Origin of the sequence: Methanothrix soehngenii GP6 (genome assembly GCF_000204415.1) — an archaeon.
GTDB lineage: Archaea > Halobacteriota > Methanosarcinia > Methanotrichales > Methanotrichaceae > Methanothrix > Methanothrix soehngenii.
On record NC_015416.1, the window covers coordinates 187,099 to 209,332 of the forward strand.

26 protein-coding genes are annotated in these 22,234 nt (G+C 52.1%); 13 read left to right on the forward strand and 13 right to left on the reverse strand.

The window, feature by feature from the left end; all coding sequences use genetic code 11:
- Positions 1 to 59 precede the first annotated feature (59 nt).
- Positions 60 to 1,424 carry a BaiN/RdsA family NAD(P)/FAD-dependent oxidoreductase gene (locus MCON_RS00855; RefSeq protein WP_232844309.1) on the forward strand — a complete coding sequence of 455 codons (1,365 nt, stop codon included), beginning with the start codon at positions 60 to 62 and terminating at the stop codon, positions 1,422 to 1,424.
- Positions 1,425 to 1,464: 40 nt separating this feature from the next.
- Here MCON_RS00855 and MCON_RS15010 read toward each other — a convergent pair whose 3' ends face one another.
- A complete protein-coding gene (locus MCON_RS15010; protein ID WP_013718164.1) occupies positions 1,465 to 1,983 on the reverse strand; it encodes a tetratricopeptide repeat protein in 519 nt (172 codons plus the stop codon).
- Between the two features lie 137 nt (positions 1,984 to 2,120).
- Between MCON_RS15010 and MCON_RS15890 the strand changes: the two genes are divergently transcribed.
- Complete coding sequence (locus MCON_RS15890) at positions 2,121 to 2,276, forward strand: hypothetical protein (RefSeq protein ID WP_157863604.1); 156 nt, start codon at positions 2,121 to 2,123, stop codon at positions 2,274 to 2,276.
- Between the two features lie 111 nt (positions 2,277 to 2,387).
- Here the strand turns inward: MCON_RS15890 and MCON_RS00865 are convergent, their stop codons facing one another.
- On the reverse strand, positions 2,388 to 2,642 hold the full coding sequence (locus MCON_RS00865) for a hypothetical protein (RefSeq protein WP_048131610.1): 255 nt from the start codon (positions 2,640 to 2,642) through the stop codon (positions 2,388 to 2,390).
- A gap of 101 nt (positions 2,643 to 2,743) precedes the next feature.
- On the opposite strand from MCON_RS00865, the gene MCON_RS00870 reads away from it, so the two are divergent.
- Positions 2,744 to 3,676, forward strand: a complete 933-nt coding sequence (locus MCON_RS00870; RefSeq protein WP_013718165.1) for a ribose 1,5-bisphosphate isomerase — start codon at positions 2,744 to 2,746, stop codon at positions 3,674 to 3,676.
- 99 nt (positions 3,677 to 3,775) lie between these two features.
- On the opposite strand, the gene MCON_RS00875 is transcribed toward MCON_RS00870, so the two are convergent.
- From MCON_RS00875 to MCON_RS00895, 5 genes are all read right to left on the reverse strand, one after another.
- Positions 3,776 to 4,249 carry a phosphoribosylformylglycinamidine synthase subunit PurS gene (locus tag MCON_RS00875; RefSeq protein WP_013718166.1) on the reverse strand — a complete coding sequence of 158 codons (474 nt, stop codon included), beginning with the start codon at positions 4,247 to 4,249 and terminating at the stop codon, positions 3,776 to 3,778.
- Positions 4,243 to 5,052 (reverse strand): phosphoribosylformylglycinamidine synthase I, encoded by an 810-nt coding sequence (purQ, locus tag MCON_RS00880; RefSeq protein ID WP_013718167.1) that lies wholly within the window; start codon positions 5,050 to 5,052, stop codon positions 4,243 to 4,245. Before purQ ends, MCON_RS00875 begins: the two co-directional genes overlap by 7 nt.
- The gene (purL, locus tag MCON_RS00885; protein ID WP_013718168.1) at positions 5,049 to 7,382 is read right to left on the reverse strand and encodes a phosphoribosylformylglycinamidine synthase subunit PurL; all 2,334 of its coding nucleotides are present in this window, start codon (positions 7,380 to 7,382) and stop codon (positions 5,049 to 5,051) included. The genes purQ and purL overlap by 4 nt, the downstream gene beginning before the upstream one ends.
- Positions 7,383 to 7,537: 155 nt before the next feature.
- The gene (locus MCON_RS00890; protein WP_013718169.1) at positions 7,538 to 7,819 is read right to left on the reverse strand and encodes a 2TM domain-containing protein; all 282 of its coding nucleotides are present in this window, start codon (positions 7,817 to 7,819) and stop codon (positions 7,538 to 7,540) included.
- 123 nt (positions 7,820 to 7,942) lie between these two features.
- Positions 7,943 to 8,572, reverse strand: a complete 630-nt coding sequence (locus tag MCON_RS00895; protein WP_048132738.1) for a methyltransferase family protein — start codon at positions 8,570 to 8,572, stop codon at positions 7,943 to 7,945.
- A 258-nt stretch (positions 8,573 to 8,830) separates the two neighbouring features.
- On the opposite strand from MCON_RS00895, the gene MCON_RS00900 reads away from it, so the two are divergent.
- Entirely contained in the window at positions 8,831 to 9,301 is a 471-nt protein-coding gene (locus tag MCON_RS00900) for a pyridoxamine 5'-phosphate oxidase family protein (protein WP_232844310.1), read from the forward strand.
- On the opposite strand, the gene MCON_RS00905 is transcribed toward MCON_RS00900, so the two are convergent.
- Positions 9,293 to 10,630, reverse strand: a complete 1,338-nt coding sequence (locus tag MCON_RS00905) for a deoxyribodipyrimidine photo-lyase (protein WP_013718172.1) — start codon at positions 10,628 to 10,630, stop codon at positions 9,293 to 9,295. The two genes, MCON_RS00900 and MCON_RS00905, sit on opposite strands and share 9 nt — an antisense overlap.
- Positions 10,631 to 11,048: 418 nt before the next feature.
- Between MCON_RS00905 and MCON_RS00910 the strand changes: the two genes are divergently transcribed.
- On the forward strand, positions 11,049 to 12,401 hold the full coding sequence (locus tag MCON_RS00910; RefSeq protein WP_048131613.1) for an IS110 family RNA-guided transposase: 1,353 nt from the start codon (positions 11,049 to 11,051) through the stop codon (positions 12,399 to 12,401).
- Positions 12,402 to 12,507: 106 nt separating this feature from the next.
- On the forward strand, positions 12,508 to 13,527 hold the full coding sequence (locus tag MCON_RS00915; protein WP_013718174.1) for an Acg family FMN-binding oxidoreductase: 1,020 nt from the start codon (positions 12,508 to 12,510) through the stop codon (positions 13,525 to 13,527).
- Positions 13,528 to 13,752: 225 nt separating this feature from the next.
- Here the strand turns inward: MCON_RS00915 and MCON_RS15895 are convergent, their stop codons facing one another.
- Positions 13,753 to 13,899, reverse strand: coding sequence for a hypothetical protein (locus MCON_RS15895; RefSeq protein WP_013718176.1), 147 nt, complete (start codon positions 13,897 to 13,899; stop codon positions 13,753 to 13,755).
- Complete coding sequence (locus tag MCON_RS00920; protein ID WP_013718177.1) at positions 13,896 to 14,120, reverse strand: hypothetical protein; 225 nt, start codon at positions 14,118 to 14,120, stop codon at positions 13,896 to 13,898. The genes MCON_RS15895 and MCON_RS00920 overlap by 4 nt, the downstream gene beginning before the upstream one ends.
- 385 nt (positions 14,121 to 14,505) lie before the next feature.
- Here MCON_RS00920 and MCON_RS00925 point away from each other — a divergent pair, with 385 nt between their 5' ends.
- Positions 14,506 to 14,976, forward strand: coding sequence for a nitroreductase/quinone reductase family protein (locus tag MCON_RS00925; RefSeq protein WP_013718178.1), 471 nt, complete (start codon positions 14,506 to 14,508; stop codon positions 14,974 to 14,976).
- Positions 14,977 to 15,195: 219 nt separating this feature from the next.
- Positions 15,196 to 15,594 (forward strand): hypothetical protein, encoded by a 399-nt coding sequence (locus tag MCON_RS00930; RefSeq protein ID WP_048131620.1) that lies wholly within the window; start codon positions 15,196 to 15,198, stop codon positions 15,592 to 15,594.
- A gap of 3 nt (positions 15,595 to 15,597) precedes the next feature.
- On the opposite strand, the gene MCON_RS00935 is transcribed toward MCON_RS00930, so the two are convergent.
- Positions 15,598 to 16,050: a PUA domain-containing protein gene (locus tag MCON_RS00935; protein ID WP_013718180.1), complete on the reverse strand. Its 453-nt coding sequence runs from the start codon at positions 16,048 to 16,050 to the stop codon at positions 15,598 to 15,600.
- A gap of 138 nt (positions 16,051 to 16,188) precedes the next feature.
- Between MCON_RS00935 and MCON_RS00940 the strand changes: the two genes are divergently transcribed.
- The 4 genes from MCON_RS00940 to MCON_RS00955 are packed head-to-tail and all read left to right on the forward strand — an operon-like array spanning position 16,189 to position 19,599.
- On the forward strand, positions 16,189 to 17,433 hold the full coding sequence (locus MCON_RS00940; protein ID WP_013718181.1) for a serine hydroxymethyltransferase: 1,245 nt from the start codon (positions 16,189 to 16,191) through the stop codon (positions 17,431 to 17,433).
- A complete protein-coding gene (locus MCON_RS00945) occupies positions 17,430 to 18,293 on the forward strand; it encodes a bifunctional methylenetetrahydrofolate dehydrogenase/methenyltetrahydrofolate cyclohydrolase (protein WP_013718182.1) in 864 nt (287 codons plus the stop codon). Before MCON_RS00940 ends, MCON_RS00945 begins: the two co-directional genes overlap by 4 nt.
- Positions 18,294 to 18,349: 56 nt before the next feature.
- Entirely contained in the window at positions 18,350 to 18,946 is a 597-nt protein-coding gene (locus MCON_RS00950) for a DUF2121 domain-containing protein (RefSeq protein WP_013718183.1), read from the forward strand.
- Entirely contained in the window at positions 18,931 to 19,599 is a 669-nt protein-coding gene (locus MCON_RS00955) for a molybdenum cofactor guanylyltransferase (protein ID WP_013718184.1), read from the forward strand. The genes MCON_RS00950 and MCON_RS00955 overlap by 16 nt, the downstream gene beginning before the upstream one ends.
- A 5-nt stretch (positions 19,600 to 19,604) precedes the next feature.
- On the opposite strand, the gene MCON_RS15900 is transcribed toward MCON_RS00955, so the two are convergent.
- Complete coding sequence (locus MCON_RS15900) at positions 19,605 to 19,787, reverse strand: hypothetical protein (protein WP_157863605.1); 183 nt, start codon at positions 19,785 to 19,787, stop codon at positions 19,605 to 19,607.
- Between the two features lie 104 nt (positions 19,788 to 19,891).
- On the opposite strand from MCON_RS15900, the gene MCON_RS00960 reads away from it, so the two are divergent.
- Positions 19,892 to 20,851 carry a tyrosine--tRNA ligase gene (locus MCON_RS00960; protein WP_013718185.1) on the forward strand — a complete coding sequence of 320 codons (960 nt, stop codon included), beginning with the start codon at positions 19,892 to 19,894 and terminating at the stop codon, positions 20,849 to 20,851.
- Between the two features lie 92 nt (positions 20,852 to 20,943).
- On the opposite strand, the gene aroA is transcribed toward MCON_RS00960, so the two are convergent.
- Positions 20,944 to 22,215 (reverse strand): 3-phosphoshikimate 1-carboxyvinyltransferase, encoded by a 1,272-nt coding sequence (aroA, locus tag MCON_RS00965; protein WP_013718186.1) that lies wholly within the window; start codon positions 22,213 to 22,215, stop codon positions 20,944 to 20,946.
- Between the last annotated feature and the right edge of the window lie 19 nt (positions 22,216 to 22,234).

The following is a 22,234-nucleotide window of genomic DNA, read 5'->3' on the forward strand; positions in this document are numbered from 1 at the left end:
TTCTGGGTTAAGCTTTTCTCCTTCTTGATCCCTGCCACAGACAGGAATTCAATGAGAGAATGACATTGATGCGGGCTGTATTCATGCGGCAAGAAGTTGAAGACCAGAGTGAATTGGAGCAGAAAGGGCTTCTTGATGATTGCCCTGGCAGGAGATATGATCTGATCGTCATAGGCGCAGGTCCCGCAGGCCTATTTTGCGCCATAAACTGCCGGCAGAACGCCAGAAATGATGATCATCGAAGAGATAACAGGCGTATCCTCATCCTTGAAAAGAAAGGATCCCCCGGAAGGAAGCTTCTCCTATCCGGCTCCGGCCAATGCAACATAACCCATGAGGGAGAAATCCGCAACTTCCTCAATCACTACGGAGAGCATGGCCGATTTCTTCGGCCGGCCATCATGGGCTTCACAAACCAGGATCTCATCTATTACTTTAAGGCAAAAGGGCTCGAAATGGCAAGCGAGCCCAGTGGCAAGATATTTCCCCAGACCCGCAGGTCAAAGGATGTGCTCGACATCCTGATCGAGGACTGCAAGAAGGCTGATATTGAAATCCAATGCCGGAAGGATGTCAGGACTGTCAACAGAATAGAGGACGGATTCGCTCTCTTGGGTGACGGCTTTAGTTATCGATCCTCCATTCTGGTCATTGCCACCGGCGGATGCTCCTATCCTGCCACAGGTTCCTCTGGAGACGGCTATAGATTCGCTCGCTCCCTCGGCCACAGGGTGACAGAGATCGGGCCAGCTCTGACCCCAGTTATCATAAAAGACTATCCATTTCATGATCTAGCAGGTATATCCTTTGAGAATATAAAAATTTCTTTAAATAATCTCAAGAAGACCAGGGAGGGGCAGGGCGACATTCTGCTCACTCACGAAGGGCTTTCCGGTCCTGCTATTCTTGACCTGTCTCGATATATCCAGCCAGAAGATACCTTGAAGCTCTCTTTTGTCCCGAAAGAGAAGCGTGCAGCTCTGGAGGGATGGATTCTGGAGTTATCTGGAAAGGAGGGTAGCCGCACGGTAAAGTCGCTCCTATCCAGTATCCCCTGCTCCGTCCCTCTGCCATACAGGCTGATTGGGCGAATTATTGAGATCTGTGGGATCGATCCAGATCTCGGCCTCTCTCAACTGAGAAGAAGGGAACGAATGCATCTGGTAGATATCCTGGTCGGCCTGCCGCTGACCGTATCAAGGCCGGATGGCTTTGAAGCAGCCATGGTCACAAGGGGAGGAGTGGACTGGAGAGAGGTCAATCCCAAGACGATGCAATCAAGACTGGTAAAGGGGTTATATCTGGCAGGAGAGGTGCTCGATGTGGATGGCGATACAGGAGGATACAACTTGCAGTCCTGTTTTTCCACAGCAATGCTGGCTGCCAGAAGCATAAGAAAGAGCTGGGATGGCAAAATGAATTAGCCTCTCAAATGAAGAGCATTGCGACCTGGGAAAATGAATATTAGCCTTTAAAGCCTAATTCTCTGGCTTTGGCGAGGGCCACATCCGCTTCTGCTTTACGATTAAGATCATTGAGTGCCAGATGCTTCTGGTACCATGCATCTACATAATGAGGATCTAGTTCAATGGCTCTATCCAGATATACCAAGGCATCCTTGTGCTTATTCTGGCAATTAAATGCCCAGCCCTTTATGGTCCAGCAGGAGACATGTCTTGGATTGATTCGCAAAGCCTCATCCAGACATGCATGAGATTCTTTGTACTTCTTCAATTTAATAAGGGCATAGCCTTTTGAACACCAAGCTCTCGGCAAGTTGGGATTTAGCTTTAGGGCCTCATTGTAGCAATTGATTGCATCTTTATAGGACCCTTTTTTAACAAGCTCATGTCCCTTATTTACCCACTGATTAGGAATATCAGGCTCAAATGGATCTGTTTCATGCCCGCTCGGTCCTGTAGAAAATGGATCAGTTCCAGTCCAACTACCCGCATTTTGGTCGTATGGATCAGTATTTTTCATGCGGATAAGCCTATTTTCATGCTGTATAGCTTTTGTGCCTGAAGAAGAGGTGCAGTTTTATCCGAAGTCACAGGCCTGGCAGTCTCTTGCCATTTCCCTCGAAACAGCTATATCATAACACGGCATATTGGATGGACATGGCAAACGACAATACCATCAAGAACCTGATCATTCTGGCCCTGGCAGTCATAATCGTCATCGCCATCTGGAGAGCCATCTGGTACCTGGCAGGAGTGGCAGTATTCATCCTCCTGGTCTACTTCGTCTACCAGCTTCTCAAGGGCAAGCTGTGATTGCTGCGCTGCTACCAGCAAAATGCCGCAGGAGACCGCAGAAGCGATCCTGCCTCCCAACCCGGCGGCAAAGATCGACCGGTCCATAATGTCATTTGGGCTGTAATTGCCCTACCATCTCGGCCCTGATAAAGCCCTCTTACCAAGACTTGTCAGCCCTGCGGCAGTTATGCCGTTAGGGAGACTGGAGCCCTCCATATCTGCTTCGCTCAGGGTCTTGACAAACCCTTGCATCTCCAGTCCTCCCAGTCGCGCGCCGAGCTCCTCTGGATCTATATTTGCCATGGAGAGAATCCTATCCGCTTTGGGATAGGGCACCTTGAGGCTGGCAATTGCTTTTATGATATCGAAGTCTGTTGTATCCATCGTTTGTCAACCGAGGACAATTAAAGAGATGCAAAGTTATAGTTATTGTTCTTCTCAGGGCAGGAAATAGATTTAACTCTAGCAGGCGAAAACAACCCCGAATGAAGCCAATAGATCGGGTTACGGAGACTGCAGAGAAGATCAGCAGCATGGAGATCAGAGGTGCAGGGAGAATTGCCACTGCCGCAGCTGCCTCTCTGAAGGAATATGCTCTGGCCGTCCAGGCGGAGAGCTTCGAGGACTTCAACCAGAAGACCGCGGTTGCCGCAGACCTGCTCCTCAAGACCAGGCCCACGGCAGTCTCCCTCTCCAATGCCATAAGAATGGTGATGAAGTATAAGGCAGATGACATCGATGGCGCCCGCCAGGCCATAGCCACCAATGCAGATCGCTTCATCGAGAACTCCCAGAAAGCGGTGGAGAAGATCGGCCAGATCGGCAGTAAGAGGATCAGAGAAGGGGATACTGTCCTCACCCACTGCAACTCAAATGCCGCCATCTCCGTGATCAGTGCTGCCCATAAATCCGGAAAGAATATCAAGGTGATAGCCACCGAATCCCGCCCCAGATTCCAGGGAATCACCACCATCGGCATGCTCGACCAGATGGGCATAGAGACGGAGCTGATCGTGGACTCGGCGGTGCGGAGCGTTATGAACGACGTGGACCTGGTGGTGGTGGGAGCGGATGTGATAACCGCCAACGGCACCCTGGTCAATAAGATCGGCACCGCCCAGATCGCCCTGTGCGCCCGCGAGGCCAGGACCAGCTTCATGGTGGCTGCCGAGACCTATAAGTTCAGCCCGGAGACGATTTTAGGGGAGCTGGTCACCATCGAGGAGCGTGAGGCCACAGAAGTACTGGCCGATATCTCCAAATACAAACACGTCAGGGTGCGCAACCCCGCCTTCGATGTCACCCCCCATCAGTACATCGACCTGATCTGCACTGAGGCAGGGGCCATATCGCCGGAGATGAGCTACTTGATCATCCGGGAACGGCTGGGCTGGGAGATGAAAGTGGAGAGCAGCTGAGTGAGATGAAGATGAATTGAAGGTCATGATCGATGATCAATAAAAGGTGATGGAGACCAGATCATCTCCTGCCCCCAACCAAATCCTCGCATTATTGTTTCACAGCATTATCTCATAGCTGTCCTTATGCGGATTTATGAGCAGCTTTTCTGCAATCTCCCGGGCAGTGATCTCCGCCTCCGGCCGGAGGAGCCTGAAGTACAGCTTCCAGACGGTCGCCTTCTTCACGTCCACCACATTCTGGTAGCCTAACCTCTTTCTGAGCCTGTCCCTGATGGCAATTGCCTCGCCATCCTCTATATGCAGGGCAACCTTAACCGGCACATAGCCCTCCTCGAACTCCAGCCGGTCAATCAGGATCTTATGGCTCTCTTTGTTCTCATTGACCAGCTCCCGGGCAAAAGCCCTGGCCAGTTCCTCAGGATCCCCGGAATCGACCTGGATGGAAATGAGCCGCTCCTTTTTCACATCCTCTAAAACCTTTCCATAGCTCAGTCGCCGGACAAGGGTGTTCTTCACCGTGGCCGCTTCTGCATCCGGTATCTTCAGCCAGACGCGCAGATTGATCAACATGACTCCACCTCTATGTAGCGCTTCATCGACTCAAAGATCCTCCTTCCAGGACCCGGCTCATTGGGCCTGTGCTTTCTCGGATCGAAGGAGGGAAGCTGCCAGGCAAAGAACGCCCTCTCCGGATGGGGCATCATTCCCAGGACGTTTCCTTCTGGATTGCAGATGGCAGCAATGCTCTCTGTGCTGCCGTTAACATTCACAGGGAACTCGTCTATCACCCGGCCGTTGCGGTCGCAGTAGCGGAAGACCACCTGCTCCTGATCATTGAGCTTCTTGATCAGGCCAGGCGATGCAGTTACCAGGTTTCCTTCTCCATGGGCTATCGGTATCTTCAGGAGAGCGCCCATCTCAATCTGGTACGAGCCGCTGCACCTTCTGGATGAGGCATCGTGCCGCAGGTACACCCAGTCGCAATAGTAGCCCCGGCGGACGATCTCCCCTTCAGAGACCATCACATTCTGGGCCAGAGCCATCTGTACCTTTCCCGTGCCAGGGACCAGACCAGGCAACAGGCCAGCCTCGACCAGGATCTGAAAGCCATTGCAGATTCCCAGAATCGGCTTACCTAATGCCGCCTCCTCATTCAGGGCCTTTAAGACCGGCTCCTTGGAGGCGACGGCTCCCGCCCTAACCCTATCCTGATAGGAGAATCCTCCCGGAATGATGAATCCATCAAAGCCGGACAGCTCCTCCTCTGGCCGGTTCCAGCGGAAGATCTCGCCCTCCATGCCCACCTCTTTGACTGCCACCAGGGTTTCGAACTCGCAGTTCGTCCCGGGGAACTGCATCACTGCGATCTTCATCTCATCGCCTCCGCGAGGCCACGGGTCCATGCATTCCTCGCCAGATCCAGGTCCAGGTCGGCCACCGTCTCCCCCTTTCTGGTTATCCTGATCCTTCTTTTCGCCGTCACTCTGCCGATCTTTGCCGGCAGGAGGTCGTAGCTTTTCAGTAGCTCCTCCAGCCTCTTCTCCTTTCCTGCTTTCGCTTCCAGAAGGAATCCCGAAGACTCTGAGAAAAGCAGTTTATCGGTTCTCAGATCCAAGTCGCCGCACACCACCCCATCCAGGTCCAGCTCCAGGCCGAACTTAGCTGGCCGGGTTACGGCCATCTCCATTGCCGTCGCCGCCAGCCCGCCGTTGGATATGTCATGGGCTGCAGCAATCAAGCCCTCATCAATGGCATCGATGACGGCATAGATCATGCTCCTCTCCAGGTCAAATCGAACCCGAGGGACATTTGCTCCCATGACCCCAAGGATGGTCTGATAATACTCCGAGCCTCCCAGCTCATCGAACCTGGGGCCGATAAGATAAAGCTCCTCGCCAGCCGCCTTCAGATCCATAGTGATCGCTTTGTCGAAATCCCTTATGATTCCCACACAGGCGATCACGGGCGAGGGGTCCACAGAACCCTGGGGAGACTCATTGTAGAAGCTCACATTCCCTGAGACTATGGGTACGGGAATTCTCTCATCCTTATAATCCTTCAGCCAGAGGTTCTTGCAGGACTCGGCCAATCCCTTCACCCCTTCCCTAAACTCCCAGAAGGCCTCGGGCTTCTCCGGATTGCCGTAGTTCAGGCAGTCGGTGAGAGTGGCTGGCGTCGCGCCTATGGCAGCCACATTTCTCATCGCCTCAGCCACTGAGGTCGCTCCCCCCCAATAGGGGCTGATCCGGCCGTAAAAGGGATTGGAGTCCACGGCCAGTGCCACGCCGAACTTCTCCCCCCGCACGGGGGCGATGAGCCCTGCATCCGCCTCGCCCGGCCTGATCACCGCATTGCCCATGACCTCGGTATCGTAGTATCGGTAGATATGCTCCCGGGAGGCGATGTTCGGCGAATTCAGGATCCTGAGCAGAACCTCATTGTAGTCCTCAGGCTCTCGGGATTCGGGCTCAGATTCGCTATAGACCCTCTCGGATTCAGCCCTTTGGTAGCGGATGCCCGCTGTGAGGTGCTGGATGGGCACATCGCATACCGTCTCTCCCTTATGCCGGACGACAAACCTGTCGCCGGTATTGATCTTGCCCACAACGCTCGCCCTTGCTCCCTCGTAGACGTTGGGCAGATCCCAGTCCTCATTGTAGATATTCAGGATCTTCTCTCTCAGCTCTTCAGGGGCGATGATCAAGAAACGCTCCTGGGTCTCGGCTATGCTCAGCACTTCGGGAGGAAAGTCTGCAGCTTTGTGCATCTCGTCCAGGTCGATCTCCATGCCAAAGCCTCCAGCAGCCCCCATCTCCGATGTGGCACAGGTGAAGCCCCCGCCTCCAAGGTCTTTGAACCCGATCTCGATTCCCGACTCCCGCACCATGCGGAATAGATCGCTGTTCGCCTTGAAGAGGACGTTCTTCAGGAAAGGATCCGGGATCTGCACTGCTCCCCGGTTGGTCTCCTCGTCCTCCTCTCGCAGGGCTTCAGAGGCAAAGGTGACCCCGCCCAACCCGCTTGCGTCCGTGGGCTTTCCCACCAGGATAACGTCGTAGCCTTTCTCCCCCGCCAGCGGAGGAGCGCGGGATCGGATAATCTGGTCGCGCCGGACTATTCCCAGGGATACCACGTTCACCAGGCAGTTATCGTCGAAGCTCTCACTAAAGACCACATCCCCGGCTATGTTCGGCACGCCCAGGGCATTGCCGTACTGCCAGATTCCGTCCACCACCCCCTCTGCCACCCAGCGAACCTTGTTTGCCTTGGGGCCGAAAGGATCTCCGAAGCGCAGAGGGTCCGCGGTGGCAACCACAGTTGCCCCCATGCAGTTCACATCGCGGACGATTCCCCCGATGCCCGTTGCTGCCCCCTCATTTGGCAGGATCTGACTGGGATGGTTGTGGCTCTCATGGGATATGACCACGCACCATTTGTCATCTATGGCCACTATTCCCGAGTCCTCGACCGGGCCCATTACTACATTGGGGGCATCTGAGGGCAGGAATTCCTTTAAAGTGGCGCGGGAGCTCTTGTAAGAGCAATGCTCCGACCACATGGCATCGTAGCAGAATAGCTCGGTGAGGGTTGGATCGCGGCCCAGAACCTGGGCGATGGAACGCGCTTCATCGACGGACATGCCTATGCCCGCCCCGCGGAGACTTGATTCTACTTCAGGATCGGCAAGACCGATTATCTTCAATTGGGTACACCTCTGGTAGCTAATCTTATGCATACGAGGAACGTTATGAATTTATCGATTCGGGTGGATGTTGGAGGAATTAATCAATACAAAAATAGAGGGATTAATTGCAGCTATAATCCCATTGCTTTACTCGATTGAGCACTTCCAGGGGCTTATCCTATCTTGGCCTCCACCATCTCTTCTCTGAGCATGCACAGGTTTTCTGCTCCCCGGATGTAGAACCAGTAGTGCACAATCACCAGGATGCCCCATCCGACTGGCGAGTACCACATTGCCAGGGCAGGATCAATTTTTATATAGCCCATCATGTTCAATATCAGCCAAATTATGTTCACTACCAGATATATAGCGATGTGGAGTTTGAAGAGCTTCATCTGGTCAGCAACAGTGGCTTCTCGGAAGAGCTTTTTATACTCATCAATTTTTCCCGCCATTCTTTCACCTACCCTTGATTTGATTAGTATCTATATTGCACTTATGATTATTTAAAGATGTTGAATATGATTGTTAACTGGAATAAAAATTATAACCGTCTGGATTTTTGCAGACTCTAGATCTTATCTATCCAGGCTTTTGCATCCCTTCCATCTTTTTTTAAGGGTAGGAATCATTCTTCGAACCTCTTTTTGGTAATTAATATATTCCTGGCCAAACTGTTTGATGAGCCTGCTCTCCCAGTGAACTGATCCCATGAAAAGATAAGCCGTAGTCAGGAGATATACCAGCAATAGGTTCTCAGTCATGAAGGGGGTGAGCCATATGAGCAGAAAGCCAGAGAGAAGAAATGGATCGCGAATCCAGCAATATATCCCTCGAATTCCCAGGGCAAATTCGCCCGAGCTGTGCCCTTCGCCAAGCTGAGCGCGTATCAGGAAACGGTGTGGGGCATCCAGAAAAGCCCTCAAAGAAGCCAGTCCAACCACAATCTGGGCGGCAAATGCCAGCCAGATCCATGGACTGGGCAGGATATAGATCAACTGGCCGGGAAAGAAGAACAGAATCACAGCCAGAGGGAGAATGGTGATAGCAGCCACCGCAGAGAAAAAGATCGGATACCAGGGGTCGACCTTAGAGCCGAAATGAGCCTTTGCAATCCTTTTGGCGGGCAAGCTGGCAAGAAAGCTATGCAGTGCTGCAAAGCCAATTAGATAAATGACCGGATAAAGCGATGTGCTATCGATAGGCATGACCTCCATTTGCTTTGAATATTTATGCTCATACCAATCGCTCAAGTGATTAATTGCTCTATCGGTCAGCGTCATTAGAGGGCTGCGCTATAGTAGCAAGCCAATCGATTACCACCCTATTCGTAATTGTCCAATTGCCGATTGGCCTGTTGTTGCGGCAGGGATTTATATCTTGAAAAATGATACACGAAAGATACAATAAAGCAATGAACTCAGTAAATTGAGAAAAGGCTCTTTATGATTTTTAAAATGCCCTCGATGAAAAAGCAGGAGTACGACCGGCTGATAGAAGAGGAGTTTATCTGTCGCATAGCCTTTAATGGGGAGAGCCATCCCCATGTAGCCCCGTTCCTGTACGTATTCGATGGCAAGTTCATGTATTTCCTGTCCACAAAATATGGCAAGAAAGTCCTTCACTTCAGGAAGAATCCCGCGGTTACAGTGGAGGTTGAGAGATACAGCCCGGACCTCTCCAGCTTTTCATTCGTCGCCCTGCCCGGAAGGCTGGTGGAGGTAGAGGACCCTGAAACCAAGTCCCTTGTGAGAGAGAGGTTTGTGGAGCTGATCCAGAAGAAAAACCTCTCCTCCAATGTGCTATCAGCCCTGGGGCATTCTCCAGATGAACCTGTAGAGGCATTGCTCACCGAGGGTCGCAACAGCGTCTGGAAGCTGGTTGGTGTTAAAATGGGAAATATCTCTGGTTTGAAGCACTCGGATGGATCAAAATGAATTGATCTTCTCGATGTAGGCCTTGATATCGAACTTGGTTTTTGCTCCATTGTAGCTCATGTAGCGCACCTTGCCGAAGATCGGCCTCTCCTTCCAGGCACGATCGTGCACTCCCCCAATAGACCAGGCGATCCCAGTATATCCGTTGGGGTCCCTTCCGTCCAGCTCGTATCTATTGTTAAGGTATATGGCAATATCCATGGCCTCTGCAGGAGAAGAAGTCCACTCCAAGATCTTCTTCGCCCAGTACATCCTCATGTATCCGTGCATCTTCCCCCGGCAGACCATCTCCGTCTGGGCCGCATTCCATAATTCGTCATTGGTCTTTGCTTCCTCCAGCTCCTTGATGCTGTACAGGTATTCGCGCGGATCGTTCTCATGCTGCCTTAAGGTCTCCTGCGCCCAGTTGGGAAAGCCCTGCACAGAGTCGTAGTGAGGATTATAGTAGCAGAAGTTATCTGCCAGCTCGCGTCGCACCACCAGCTCCTCCAGGAACGGGCTGGAATCGGTCATGCCAGACAGCGCCATCAGGGCCACCCTCTGAGCGGATATCTGGCCGAAATGAAGGTAGAATGAGAGGCCTGACTGGCCGTTTTTCACTGGATTGTTCCGATCAGAGTCATAGAGAACAAGCCCCTGATCGATGAACTCATTCAGATGCTTCTTCGCCGCCCTCTCCCCAGGCTGTGCCCAACTCATATCGGAGATATGATCCGCTCTGATCGCCATCTCTGCTCCCCTCCAATCGTTGTCCACTGCCTCCGGCCAGGGGAAGGGGTGAGCTTTGAGCGCAGGAAAGTCCGTCAAGTACTCATCCAGGAGACGGTGGATCTTCGGCCGGAAGCTGTATGCCGCCCACTCCTGCTTTAGAGAAGCCTGCCAGCAGGGGACGATGTTGTGGCCATCAACCTCATAGCATGGAATATTGACCTCTTTAGCTATTGATCTTTGCCAGATCATCTTTATTCGCAGAGGAGAGAAGTCCGAGACCAGGATTCCTGCTTCATGAGATTGGAGAAACTGCGGGATCTCTTTTGCTGGATCTCCAGAGAGCAGATAGAGTGGGATATTCAATTCAGCAAGATCAGTCTCCACCTCTTCCAGCCCTTTAAGCATGAACTTATATTGAGAGCTTGTTGCCTCCAGGAACTGGGGCGAGATGCAGAAGAGCACCGCCAGGGGAGACTTTTCTCTTATGGCCAGTTCCTGAGCAAATAGCAAAGGCCAGTTATCAGCCACCCGCTGCTCTCTGCTCATCCAGTAAAATACAGCACCTTTTCTCTCTTTAGCCCAGACCAGCACTCTGGCTCTCTTAGGATTTACTGGCATTGTCCATATCCTCCATCTCCTTGATGATGACTTCTCTGCTGTATGATGATCTCTCCTTCAAGTATGATGATCTTTCTCTTCTTTTATTCACTATAGCTGCCGGTCTTATCTTGCTGCCGGCCGGGTCTTGCGCCGCATGGCATATTATATTCTCTAACCAGATAACAATCTCGAAATCTAGTTAAACTAAGCTGCCCATATTCCGAAGCATAATTGAAACGCCCATGAGCCCAGGCAGGGGCTCACACGTGACGGATGGAAAACCAGATATTTTAATCCGTCCATGTTAAGTCTGATATGGGCAGTGAAGGCTGACAAGTTTATGGGACGCTTGATCCCGCGATTGAAACCAGCCAATATCCCTCGAATACGGGACTGCGTCATAGAACGCGTATGGGAAATTATCCCATATAAGGGAATGATCATCTGCCCATATCAGGCAGAGACATATATGAAAAAACGAAGAGAAAGAGTTTGCGGTGCAGATGTCCATAAAGATCTGATCGTTGCCACAATAACTGGCGACGAAGTGCCGTCGATTCGAGAGAATTTTGGGACAACAAAATCCGAGCTTGATAGATTCAGAAACTGGCTTGCAGACAACAAATGCGAACAGGTTGCATTTGAAGCTACAGGAGTCTATTGGATCCCGATTTATGATGTTCTGAGCCGAACCATAGATACCATTGTTGCCAATCCGCTGCAGATAAAGTCCATTCCAAACGATAAATCAGATTCAAAAGATTCAAAGCGTATTGCAACTCTGTGCTTGAATAATCAAATCAAGAGATCTCGGGTTTTTTCCGATGAAGACCGAGAGCTCAGGAACCTAACGCGAGCCAGGTCAGGATATGTCAAGACACGAACTCAGTTCAAGAATCGGATACACAAATATCTCTCATCAAACGGCATTAAACTCAGCTCTTCTATGGACGACATATTCTGCAAATCAGGAACACATATCATAAGAGGTCTGGCTGAAGACAAGCCCGTCGAAGAGATCCTGAAAGGCATACCCTCCGGAAAGATCAGGAAAAAGCAAGACGAGATCAGATCAGCACTTGCCAATGAACTGAGCGAGACAAATCGAATGCTGATCAGCGATTCTCTTGAAATCATGGACAATGTCGAATCCAAAATAGAGAAGACAAGCCTAAACATTCTGAAAAAGATTCAAAATAAGAGCAAGGATCTGGCTATCGTTATGTCCATTCCTGGAATCGCATTTATCTCAGGTTCGGTCATCCTGTCAGAGATCGGAAATTACAGAGATTTTCAGACCCCTGAACAGCTGGCGAAATGGTGTGGCCTCAATCCTGGAGAAAATGAATCTGCCGGCAAAAAGAGGAAATGCGGGATCACAAAGCGCGGTTCCAAGTATATCCGAGTTGTACTTGTCGAGGCTGCCCAGACAATAGCTAATATGAAAAATACAGGGCTGTCCAGATTCTACAAGAGGCTGAGCAAAAAGAAGGAGCACAATGTGGCAATCGTTGCCGTAGCCAGGAAACTCATCTGTCTGATTTATCATCTTCTGATCAACCAGGAGTTCTATCAAGAGGTTGATTGCAGAAAGAGGAAAAAAGGTCGAAATGAGTCCTGCCATGAACCTTCTTTGAAGGATGAGCATCTGACGGATAAGGTAGCTGCAATTGTAGATGCCTTTTATGGAATGAGCGATAGTAGCCGGAAGAAGGCTCTCTTGCGAGCGCTTGAAGATATTTCTGTGAACAAGCCCGACCAGAAAAGGTCATCTGATGGAGGTGGATAGCTAGCCTCTTGCATTTGATTTTTTTTGGTTTTCCATGGGAAACTTGGATTCGGAATGCATGTTTAAAAGAGCGATATTAGTTAAGAAAAACAAGGAGATGGCTTAAGTGACCGATGTATTAGCAGCCTGGAACGTTAGAGAAGAGGACTTCCCCGTGAATGGCGACCTCTGCGATCAGATAAAGGGCCTGCTCAAGTATGCTGTTTTAGCTCCATCCGGGCCCAACACTCAGCCCTGGAAGCTGGCAATTGATGGAAACGAGGTATCAGTAATTGCGGACTTTGACCGTGCTTTGCCCAACGTTGACCCCTCCAACAGGACTCTTTATCTCAGCCACGGCTGCCTTCTGGCTAATATCCTCATGGCAGCGGAACACTTCGGCTTTGGATATGATGTTTCATGCCTTCCTGATGGCCCTTCAGGCGAGAGGACCGCGGCTATAAAGCTGAAAGGATCGGCCGGCAAAAAAAAGCTTCCCGATCTGTTCAGTCAGATAACCAGACGTCATACAAACAGAAAGGAGTTTGAGAAGAGAGCAATAGAGGATGCAAAGCTCAGGGAATTGAAGGCCTGCGTGAAAAGGGATGGATTTGATCTGAATATCCTGATCGATGAAGCCGGCAAGTCGGCGATGTCCGAGATCCTCGCCCAGTCTCATAAGATCCAGCTGGGGAATAAAGCCTTCAGAAAGGAGCTGGCAAGCTGGGTGAGGTCCAATACGGGAGGAGAAAAGGACGGTCTGCCAGGCTATTCGTTTGGCTATTCGGATTTCCAGTCCTACTTCGGAGCATTCGTCTTCGGGACCTTTGATATGTCTACATCCCGGGCGAGGGTTGAGACCGCTTATATGAAGGCCTCGCCAGCGGTAGGAGTTCTATCAACCGATCAGGACGATATGATGACCTGGCTTAAAGCAGGATTCCTCTTTGAGATCCTGTTTCTTAAGGCCACGGAGATGGATGTCAGGTTTGATCTATTCAGCCAGCCCATAGCCATTCCCGAGCTTAGGGAGGATATGGCAAGGATATTGAAGGTGAAATATCCTCAGCTGCTCATCCGCATGGGTTATGCAGAGCCGAGCAAGCACACGCCCAGAAGGCCGCTGGAAGAGGTTTTATTACCCTGACTGGTAATAGCCAGCCGGATATGCAGGATCAAATCCCGCCTGCTATCATTTTCCAGGGATGATTTGCTTCAAATCGATTTGAGCTGCTCATCTATTTTTTTAATCTGATTGGCGCATTCCGCCAGCTTCATCAGCAGAAAGCGGCGCTCGGCCATCAGCTTATTCTTCTGAAACAGCAGCGAGTATGATGCTTTTTTCCGGCCATTTGCTTCCATTTTTCCCGTCCTACCATCCAGCCCTTAGCATAACAGCCGCAAGACCTATGCCGATGAATGCTCCCAGGCTGAGGAATATCTCAACCAGATGGGTATTTTTCGATCCATAATTCTGGTTGACAAGGACATCATAAAGGTCCCTAAAGTATCTCTTCATTGGAATGCCCCCATTCTGGCCATTATATCCATGGAGAGGACGGATCCAAATATCAATACAGTCAAGGCCAGTGCGAATAAGATCTCATCTGCTTGCCGGATGCTGTCTGCCTGAGCTCTCACGTAGCCTGCTTTAGGGCCAAACAGCCTGGCCCCAATTCCAGAGAACTCATAATGCTCATTAGGCCTATAGTTTTTGCTTATTTCATCTCTTCCGATCATTTTCTACTTCCCGAAAGGATTTGACGCCGCGCTTTTAGCCTTCAATCCGTCAGAATATTCGATTCTCCATCGATGGAGAAGCAGGGACTCCAACGCGGCCAATATCATTAAGAGACCGGCAATCTCTTATGCGGCCCATCCTTCCAATTCAGGTTGTTTTTATAAGTCTATTCCATCCAATTCGATAACGCTATGCAGCGATCGAACATTCAACACCCAACCCAGATCAAACAGGATTGGGTCTTACAGTCCCGGTTTACTTATAGATGCATCTAAGGACGCATCGCTGCCGTGCTCCCTACTAAAAATGGAACTGCTGAGCTTCGACATGTTATTCAGTCTCAGCACAACCTATATTAATTTTGCTGTCGAAAGCCAGGTGTGCATGCTTAAATCAATTCAAAGAGCTTTATTCAGAATATTCAATAGCTATATAATTGTGCCCGCTTTTCAGAGGAACCTTGGCAAATACATTTCAAATCCCATTATAGGCAATATCATGGTCATCAAAACGAGAGGCAGGAAGACCGGGAAGACTCGCTTCACCCCTGTGTACCACGCTCTGATCGGCGAGAGCATTTACTGCTACCAGGGCAAGCATCTAAAGGGCCAATGGTATCTGAATGTTCTGGCGAATCCTGATGTAGAGGTTCTCCTGCCAAGCGGCACTCTGAAAGGAATTGCAGAAGAGGTGAGCGATCCAAAAGAGGCTGCCTATGCCATCCGGCAGATATTGAAGAGCAGTGGAGTCTGGGCATTTCTGTATGGATTCAATCCATTCACCATCGAGGATGCAGTTTTGGAAAAGAAGGTGCAAAAAATGCCCGTGATCAGGATCAAGAGGGCGATAAAATAATTTGCAGCGACCATTTTGCCGTTTCTCTATAATTCCCTCGCTTATACCCTCCGCTCTGGCATTCCTGCCCCAAGCCGGATCAATTCCGCCAGATCGCTATTTGTTGCATGCCCATCATGCTTTCGATCATAAATAATGCCATCATGAAACTCATCACATGCCTTATTCCAGATAAGCTTTTAATAAGATTGACAGCATTTGTTAATAGGTGTTTTTGATATGTCCAATAATGATAAGATATCTATAGACACGAACAGAGATGTGTCGCCTTTCCTGACCCCAGCAATCAAATGTCTCGCTGCAATCATGCTGCTTCTCATTCTGTCAATTCCAGTCCTCGCTCACTCTCCTTCCCAGGTCCTCCTCGCTTATGATAATACGAATCAGACATTGAATGCGACCGTAACCCATACCTCAACAAATCCCAGCCACTACGTCCGGGAGGTTGTAGTGCAGAAAAATGGCGATGATGTCCTGAGAAAAGAATACGCTAACCAGACTGCTGCCAACACCTTCAGCTATTACTATCAGATTAATGCCACTGCAGGAGACATCCTTAAGGCAACGGCCTATTGCAGCATCTCCGGCAGCAGATCAGCCCAGATAAAAGTGCAGTGAAAATCAATTCTCTGCCGCCTTTCTCGCCTGGACCGCCAGCCCCCTTTTAATCTGCATCATCTCCTCAGGCGCGAGGACGGCTGTGCCCGTGGCTAAAAGCCGATCCTGCGAGTCAACAACCAAAACCTCCTCACCGGATCGAATCTCCGGGTCGACGGCAATGACGTGCCTGGCGAATAGATTGCCACCTTTGGCGATGAATGGCGCAGCATCATCCGAGGCCACCACTCGAAGCCTAGGGCTGCAGAACAGATCATGCAGCCTCTTTGCGCCGATCATGCTCAGGGTCAGGAGGTTGTCCCTTGCTCGGACAGTGGCCACCCTCTCCTCTTCCCAGTAGAGATATCTCAGCCGGCGAGTCTTGGAGAGGCTGTATGTCGTGCCATCGGGAAAGAGGGCACTGCCCGAGCCCCTGCCAAATTGGTAGTCAGCGATAGTCCTCGCTCTTATAAGCATCCAGATTACCTTTGCAGGAGGCAATAAAAGAGTTATGGTGCCAGTGCCAGAGCTTCATATCTCGGGCTCATACCATAATCTATTTTGCCCTCCTCAGTAAACACCACCCATCTCGCTAATTAGCACCGGTGATTCGATTTGAAATCCCTAGATATTGTAGATCCCGAAATCGCAGCCGCGATCCAGTCTGAGCTGGAGAGGCAGCGAAATAATATCATCCTGATTGCATCAGAGAACTTCACCAGTAGAGCGGTCATGGAGGCGCAGAGCTGTGTCATGACCAATAAGTATGCCGAAGGCTATCCCGGCAAACGCTACTATCGCGGCACAGGCTGCGTGGACCTGGCCGAGAATCTGGCAAGAGAGCGCTGCATTAAGCTCTTTGGCGCAGAGCATGTTAACGTCCAGCCCCATAGCGGCACCCAGGCCAACATGGCTGCCTACTTCGCCGTACTCAACGCGGGCGATACCATCATGGGCATGAACCTCGCTCACGGCGGCCACCTCTCCCACGGCAGTCCGGTCAACTTCTCAGGCAAGATGTACAAGATCGTCCCTTATAATGTCTCCCGAGAGACGGAGATGCTCGACTACTCCGAGATGGCAGACATCGCCCGAAAGTCCCGCCCCCAGCTCATTGTGGTGGGCGCATCCAGCTATCCCCGGACCATCGACTTCAAGGCGGTGAGGGAGATCGCCGATGATGTGGGGGCTCTGGTTATGGCGGATATCGCCCATATCGCCGGCATGTGTGCGGTGGGCGCTCATCCCTCTCCCGTGCCCTATGCGGATATCGTCACCACCACCACTCATAAGACCCTGCGGGGACCGAGGGGTGCAATAATCCTCTGCAAAGAGGAGCTTGCATCGGCCATTGACCGCTCTGTTTTTCCCGGGACCCAGGGGGGGCCGTTCATGAACTCCATAGCAGCAAAAGCGGTGGCATTCAAGGAGGCCTTGACCCCGGAGTTCAAGGAATATCAGTTCCAGGTGATCAGGAATGCCCGGGCTTTGGCTGAGCGTCTGCTGAAGAACGACTTCGATCTGGTCAGCGGTGGGACGGATAACCATTTGCTCCTGGTCAAGCTGCTGAAAGAGGGGATCACCGGAAAGGTGGCTGATGAGACTTTAGAGAGAGCGGGAATCACCCTGAACAAGAACATGATACCCTTCGACCCGGCCACGCCATTCGTCACCAGCGGCATTCGGATTGGCACCCCGGCCATGACCACCAGAGGCATGCAAGAGAAGCAGATGGCCCAGATCGCCGATATGATCACCATGGTGCTCCGCGACATCAACAATGAGAAGACCATAGCTAGGGTTCGCTCTGAGGCCAAGGCCCTCTGCGACCAGTTCCCCCTGTATCCAGATATGGTGTGATCGAACTGACAACTATAATAGATGGAAAGGCTCTTGCCGGTGAGGTGGAGGCGGAGACGCTCGAGAGGGCGAAAAAGCTTGCTAATAAGGCTATAGTTCCCGGCCTGGCTACAGTTTTAGTGGGAGAGAACCCGGCCTCGCAGATGTACATCCGTCTCAAGCACTCCGCCTGCTCCCGGGCAGGAATAAGATCCGAGAACGTGCTTTTGCCGGAAAGCAGCACAGAAGAGGAGATCATCGCCAAAATAGAGGAGCTTAACCTTCGGGAGGATATCAACGGCATACTGCTTCAGCTGCCCCTCCCTGGGGGACTGAATCCTCAGAGGGCGATGATGAGCATTCTCCCCGAGAAGGATGTGGATGGATTTCATCCCCGGAATATGGGGGCATTGCTTTTGGGAGCGGAGAGGCTGGTGCCCTGCACTCCTCTGGGGATCATCTATGCCTTAGAGAGGCTTGATAAGAAGCTGGAGGGGACGGAGGTTGTCATTGTCGGCCACAGCAATGTGGTGGGCAAGCCCCTGGCGGCCATGATGCTCAACCGCAATGCTACGGTGCAGGTATGCCATGTCTTTACCCGCGACCTGGCCGAGCACACTCGCGATGCAGATATACTGGTGGTGGCCGCCGGAGTTCCAGGCCTCATCAAAAAGGAGATGGTCCGGCCTGGAGCCTATATTTTTGATGTGGGCATAAACCGGGTAGGAGACAAGACGGTGGGAGATGTGGACTATGAGGAGGTATCCCAGATCGCGGGAGCGATAACACCGGTTCCAGGCGGGGTTGGGCCGCTCACCGTGGCCATGCTCCTTCGGCAGACCCTGAATGCCACAGAGGATCAGACAAAGGACCAACAGTAACGGAATAGGATCAAAAATAATGGGCATAGAGAAAAGGCTTAGGAAAGGATCAGAAGATGTCCCTGGTAGTCGCCCTGACTAAGAGCAAGGAAGCGGTGATAGGAGGCGACAGGCGTTCCATCACCTTCCTGGGCAGCTGGCCCGAGCTCGAGGAGGAGCTCTATTGTGGCCGGATCTCGGATGATGAGGCTCTTTTGGCCAAAGCTATGGAGATTGGGGCCATTCTGCAGGTAACAGACGGCAGGGACAAGGTCTGGAGGCGGGGCGACCTTTTGGTGGGGGAGGTAACAGAGATCACCCCCCAGCTGGAGAGGCGCAGAAGGATCTACCTCGCCCCTGGGAGCCAGCTGCAGGTCGACATCACCGGGAAGGAGGTCAGGATCCGAGATCGCGGAGCTATGGGATGCATCATTTATGGAAATCGGTTCACCCAGCAGATTGCTGTATCTATTGTCGTTCAGGCCGACGGCCGGGTGGATGAGGCTCTGATCCGGAAGATCTTCCAGGAGGCAGCAGAGAGAACGGCTTCTGTCAGCCAGGAGCATGTGATATTGAAGAGCGAGAGGATGCTCTCCAACCCCCAAAAGGCTCTGGAGAAAGCCCTGGAGGAGGACTGCCAGGAGAATGGCTGGAAGCTATGCGATCCGCTATAATCCTGGCAGGAGGAAACAGCCATCGCCTGGGTGTGGAGAAGGCGCTCTTGGAGTTTGGTGGAAGGCCGCTCATCTGCTGGATGGCCAAGACTCTCCTCTCTGCTGCCGATGAGCTTGTGGTGGTGGCCAGAGATCAAAAGCATGCGAAGAGGCTAGCAGAGATCGTATCGGACAGAACTCTCTTGGATCAGACCCATTCAGATCGAGTCCGGATTCATTTCACCTGGGACAGAGTCAGCGGATTCGGGCCGGTGGCGGGGCTTGAAGCGGGATTGGGGATGGCCAGGGGCAGGTTCGCCTTTGCGGCAGCATGCGATCTTCCTTTTCTGAACGGGATGGTAATCCAGAGGCTTTTTGAGCTGGCGGACCCAGGAAGGGGCTATGAGGCGGCTGTTCCTGTGCAGCCTAATGGATATTTCGAGCCCCTCCATTCCGTCTATGAGAGGGAGAAGATGCAAGCATCTTGCCAGAGGGCTTTGGAGAGCGGGGAGAGAAGGATTCATGTTCCCCTGCAGGAGCTGGTCGTCAATCGGGTCTCAAAAGAGCTTCTGCTGCCGATGGACCCCGAGCTTCTCTCTTTTTTCAACCTCAATACCAGAGAGGATCTGGAAAAGGCAAGAGCTCTATGGCAGGAGAAAGGCAAAAAAGGCTGATTAATTTAGAAATACCGCTTCAGAGCGTAATAGATCATGTAGACTATCGCTATGAAGAGTGCTAATTTAGCCAGAGACCAGAAGCTGTTCCAGAGGATTAGGGCCACTATGACGGCCAGCAGTATCAGCACTAGATTCTTCTCGCGGCTCATTGATGGCTGCTGAAGTTTGTACATCCGCCTTGGCATGAAAGGTCATCGTCGGAATTAGTATTAATCATTTTTCCCAAGCTCAACCTCAGAACCAAAAGCATTATACATCCTTATTCCTTTCCTGGGCTGGTGAATTTGATTTGGACAAGCTCGAGCTGGTGATGAGGAATACAGAAGAGATCGTGACCGTAGATGAATTGAAAGGACTGCTGGAGAAGCCCAGCCGCCCGCGGGCTTATGTGGGCTATGAGACCAGCGGCAAGGTCCATTTGGGCCACATGCTGACCGCCAACAAGCTTCTCGACCTGCAGAGGGCGGGCTTCGATGTGGTCGTTCTTTTAGCCGATCTGCATGCCTTTCTCAATGAGAAGGGAACTCTTGAGGAGGTGCGCCAGATCGCCGACTACAACCGGGACTGCTTTATGGCTTTGGGCCTCGACCCGGAGAGGACGGAGTTCGTCTATGGCACAGATTATCAGCTCCAGCCGGATTTCATGCTCAAGATCCTGCAGATGGCCAGAAATACCTCTCTCAACCGGGCCAGGCGCAGCATGGACGAGGTCAGCCGGAATGCAGAGAACCCCATGGTTTCTCAGATGATATATCCCCTGATGCAGGCGGTCGACATCGCCGACCTGAAGATCGATCTGGCGGTGGGAGGCATAGACCAGCGGAAGATCCACATGCTGGCCCGCGAGGAGCTGCCCCGCCTGGGACTGCCCGCGCCCGTATGTCTGCATACGCCCCTGATTCCAGGACTGAACGGGGAGAAGATGTCCTCCTCTAAGGGGAATAATATCGCGGTGGACGAGCCGGCTCAAGATGTGGAGAAAAAGATCAAGAGCGCCTTCTGCCCGGCAAAAGTGGTAGAGAACAATCCGGTGCTGGCAATATGCAAGTATCACGTCTTCCCCCGGATGGAAGTGGGGATGACCATCAGCAGGCCGGAGAAGTTCGGCGGTGATGTGCATTATGCCAGCTATGAGCAGCTGGAGGCGGATTTTGTCAGCGGGGCCATGCATCCCATGGACCTGAAAAAGTCTTGCGCAGAGTGCATGATCGAGATCCTGGCACCAGTGCGGGAGAAGATGAAGGTGTGAAAAAAATTCGAGGCTTTTGGTCGGGATGCTTTGAGGTAGATGGAATCACAGAGAGATTCGTGGCCGAGATTCTTTGAAAGCTTTCAATATTCTCACTCCACCCTCACCCTTGCCCCCAGCCTCTCCATCTCCCTGAAGAATCCCGGATAGCTCACATCCACTGCCTCAGCGGTATCGATCCTCGTCTCACCGGCCACAAGGCCCGCCACTGTCAGCGCCATGACGATCCTGTGGTCGTGATAGCCGTGAACGCTCGCCCCGTGCAGCTTTCCGCCCGTGATCTCCAGGCCGTCCGGCCGCTCTTTGACCTTCGCCCCCATCTTCGTCAGCTCGACGGCCATGGCATGAAGCCTGTCCGTCTCCTTGTGGCGGACGTGCTCCGCATTCACAACCGTCGTCGTGCCCTTTGCCACTGCACCCAGGACGGCGATGGTAGGAACCAGATCCGGCGTTCTGCCAGCATCGATCTCTATTCCCTCCAGCTCTCCTCCTTTGATCCTCAGATCCCCTGATTCCCTGTTCCAGGAAACCTGGGCCCCCATGAGGGTCAGGATATCGATGATGGCCGAATCCCCCTGTCTGGAGGGCAGGATCCCTTTCACCATCACCTCCGATCCGGTGACCGCAGCGGCGGCCAGGGGGTAAGAGGCAGAGGAGAAGTCGCCAGGGATGGTATACCTTTCCAGGTCGAAGCTCTGGCCTCCAGGTACAATGAACTCCTGCTCCCCTTCCTCTATCGTTATCCCTGCATCATGGAGCATATCCAGTGTGATCTCTGCATAGGGGCGGGACTTCAGCTCTCCCACAATCCGAATCCTCGTCTCCCTTTCCGCCAGGGGAGAGGCAATGAAGAGAGCAGAGAGAAACTGGCTGCTCAGCCCACCTTGCAGGTGCGCTGTGCCGCCCAACATCTTCCCTCTGATGACCAGGGGGGCTTTGCCGTTATTCTTAATGGAGAAGGCATCCGCTCCCAGCTCTCTGAGGGAGTCAAGCAACGGTCCATTGGGCCGGGTGCGAATGGAGGAGTCACCTGTCAGCACTGCCCCATCGGTGAGCGCTGCCACCGCCGAGCAGAAGCGCAGCGTGGTGCCTGAGTTCAGCACGTCTATCACATTCTCTGGGGTCTGGGGCAGATCTCCCACCCCATCTATAAAGAGGTCGTCCTTTTTCTCTTCTTTCCCTATCTTGGCCCCGAAGGCCTCGCTGGCAGATATCGTGGCCAGGGTATCGGCAGAGAGCAACGGCCGCAGGACTCTCCCTCCCGGGCCAAGAGAGGTGATCAGAATAGCGCGGTGGGTGTAGCTCTTCGAGGGAGGGGCATAGACCTCGCCGGATACAGCAGAGCACTCGACTGAGGCGATCATGAACGGGAGATGAATGAGG

What these genes read in the sequence shown, in the direction of transcription:
- MCON_RS00855 (WP_232844309.1), top strand. Translation starts at nt 60, where the DNA reads ATGACATTGATGCGGGCTGTATTCATGCGGCAAGAAGTTGAAGACCAG.
- MCON_RS15010 (WP_013718164.1), bottom strand. Translation starts at nt 1,983, where the DNA reads ATGAAAAATACTGATCCATACGACCAAAATGCGGGTAGTTGGACTGGA.
- MCON_RS15890 (WP_157863604.1), top strand. Translation starts at nt 2,121, where the DNA reads ATGGCAAACGACAATACCATCAAGAACCTGATCATTCTGGCCCTGGCA.
- MCON_RS00865 (WP_048131610.1), bottom strand. Translation starts at nt 2,642, where the DNA reads ATGGATACAACAGACTTCGATATCATAAAAGCAATTGCCAGCCTCAAG.
- MCON_RS00870 (WP_013718165.1), top strand. Translation starts at nt 2,744, where the DNA reads ATGAAGCCAATAGATCGGGTTACGGAGACTGCAGAGAAGATCAGCAGC.
- MCON_RS00875 (WP_013718166.1), bottom strand. Translation starts at nt 4,249, where the DNA reads ATGTTGATCAATCTGCGCGTCTGGCTGAAGATACCGGATGCAGAAGCG.
- purQ (WP_013718167.1), bottom strand. Translation starts at nt 5,052, where the DNA reads ATGAAGATCGCAGTGATGCAGTTCCCCGGGACGAACTGCGAGTTCGAA.
- MCON_RS00890 (WP_013718169.1), bottom strand. Translation starts at nt 7,819, where the DNA reads ATGGCGGGAAAAATTGATGAGTATAAAAAGCTCTTCCGAGAAGCCACT.
- MCON_RS00895 (WP_048132738.1), bottom strand. Translation starts at nt 8,572, where the DNA reads ATGCCTATCGATAGCACATCGCTTTATCCGGTCATTTATCTAATTGGC.
- MCON_RS00900 (WP_232844310.1), top strand. Translation starts at nt 8,831, where the DNA reads ATGAAAAAGCAGGAGTACGACCGGCTGATAGAAGAGGAGTTTATCTGT.
- MCON_RS00905 (WP_013718172.1), bottom strand. Translation starts at nt 10,630, where the DNA reads ATGCCAGTAAATCCTAAGAGAGCCAGAGTGCTGGTCTGGGCTAAAGAG.
- MCON_RS00910 (WP_048131613.1), top strand. Translation starts at nt 11,049, where the DNA reads ATGATCATCTGCCCATATCAGGCAGAGACATATATGAAAAAACGAAGA.
- MCON_RS15895 (WP_013718176.1), bottom strand. Translation starts at nt 13,899, where the DNA reads ATGAAGAGATACTTTAGGGACCTTTATGATGTCCTTGTCAACCAGAAT.
- MCON_RS00920 (WP_013718177.1), bottom strand. Translation starts at nt 14,120, where the DNA reads ATGATCGGAAGAGATGAAATAAGCAAAAACTATAGGCCTAATGAGCAT.
- MCON_RS00925 (WP_013718178.1), top strand. Translation starts at nt 14,506, where the DNA reads ATGCTTAAATCAATTCAAAGAGCTTTATTCAGAATATTCAATAGCTAT.
- MCON_RS00930 (WP_048131620.1), top strand. Translation starts at nt 15,196, where the DNA reads ATGTCCAATAATGATAAGATATCTATAGACACGAACAGAGATGTGTCG.
- MCON_RS00935 (WP_013718180.1), bottom strand. Translation starts at nt 16,050, where the DNA reads ATGCTTATAAGAGCGAGGACTATCGCTGACTACCAATTTGGCAGGGGC.
- MCON_RS00950 (WP_013718183.1), top strand. Translation starts at nt 18,350, where the DNA reads ATGTCCCTGGTAGTCGCCCTGACTAAGAGCAAGGAAGCGGTGATAGGA.
- MCON_RS00955 (WP_013718184.1), top strand. Translation starts at nt 18,931, where the DNA reads ATGCGATCCGCTATAATCCTGGCAGGAGGAAACAGCCATCGCCTGGGT.
- MCON_RS15900 (WP_157863605.1), bottom strand. Translation starts at nt 19,787, where the DNA reads ATGCCAAGGCGGATGTACAAACTTCAGCAGCCATCAATGAGCCGCGAG.
- aroA (WP_013718186.1), bottom strand. Translation starts at nt 22,215, where the DNA reads ATGATCGCCTCAGTCGAGTGCTCTGCTGTATCCGGCGAGGTCTATGCC.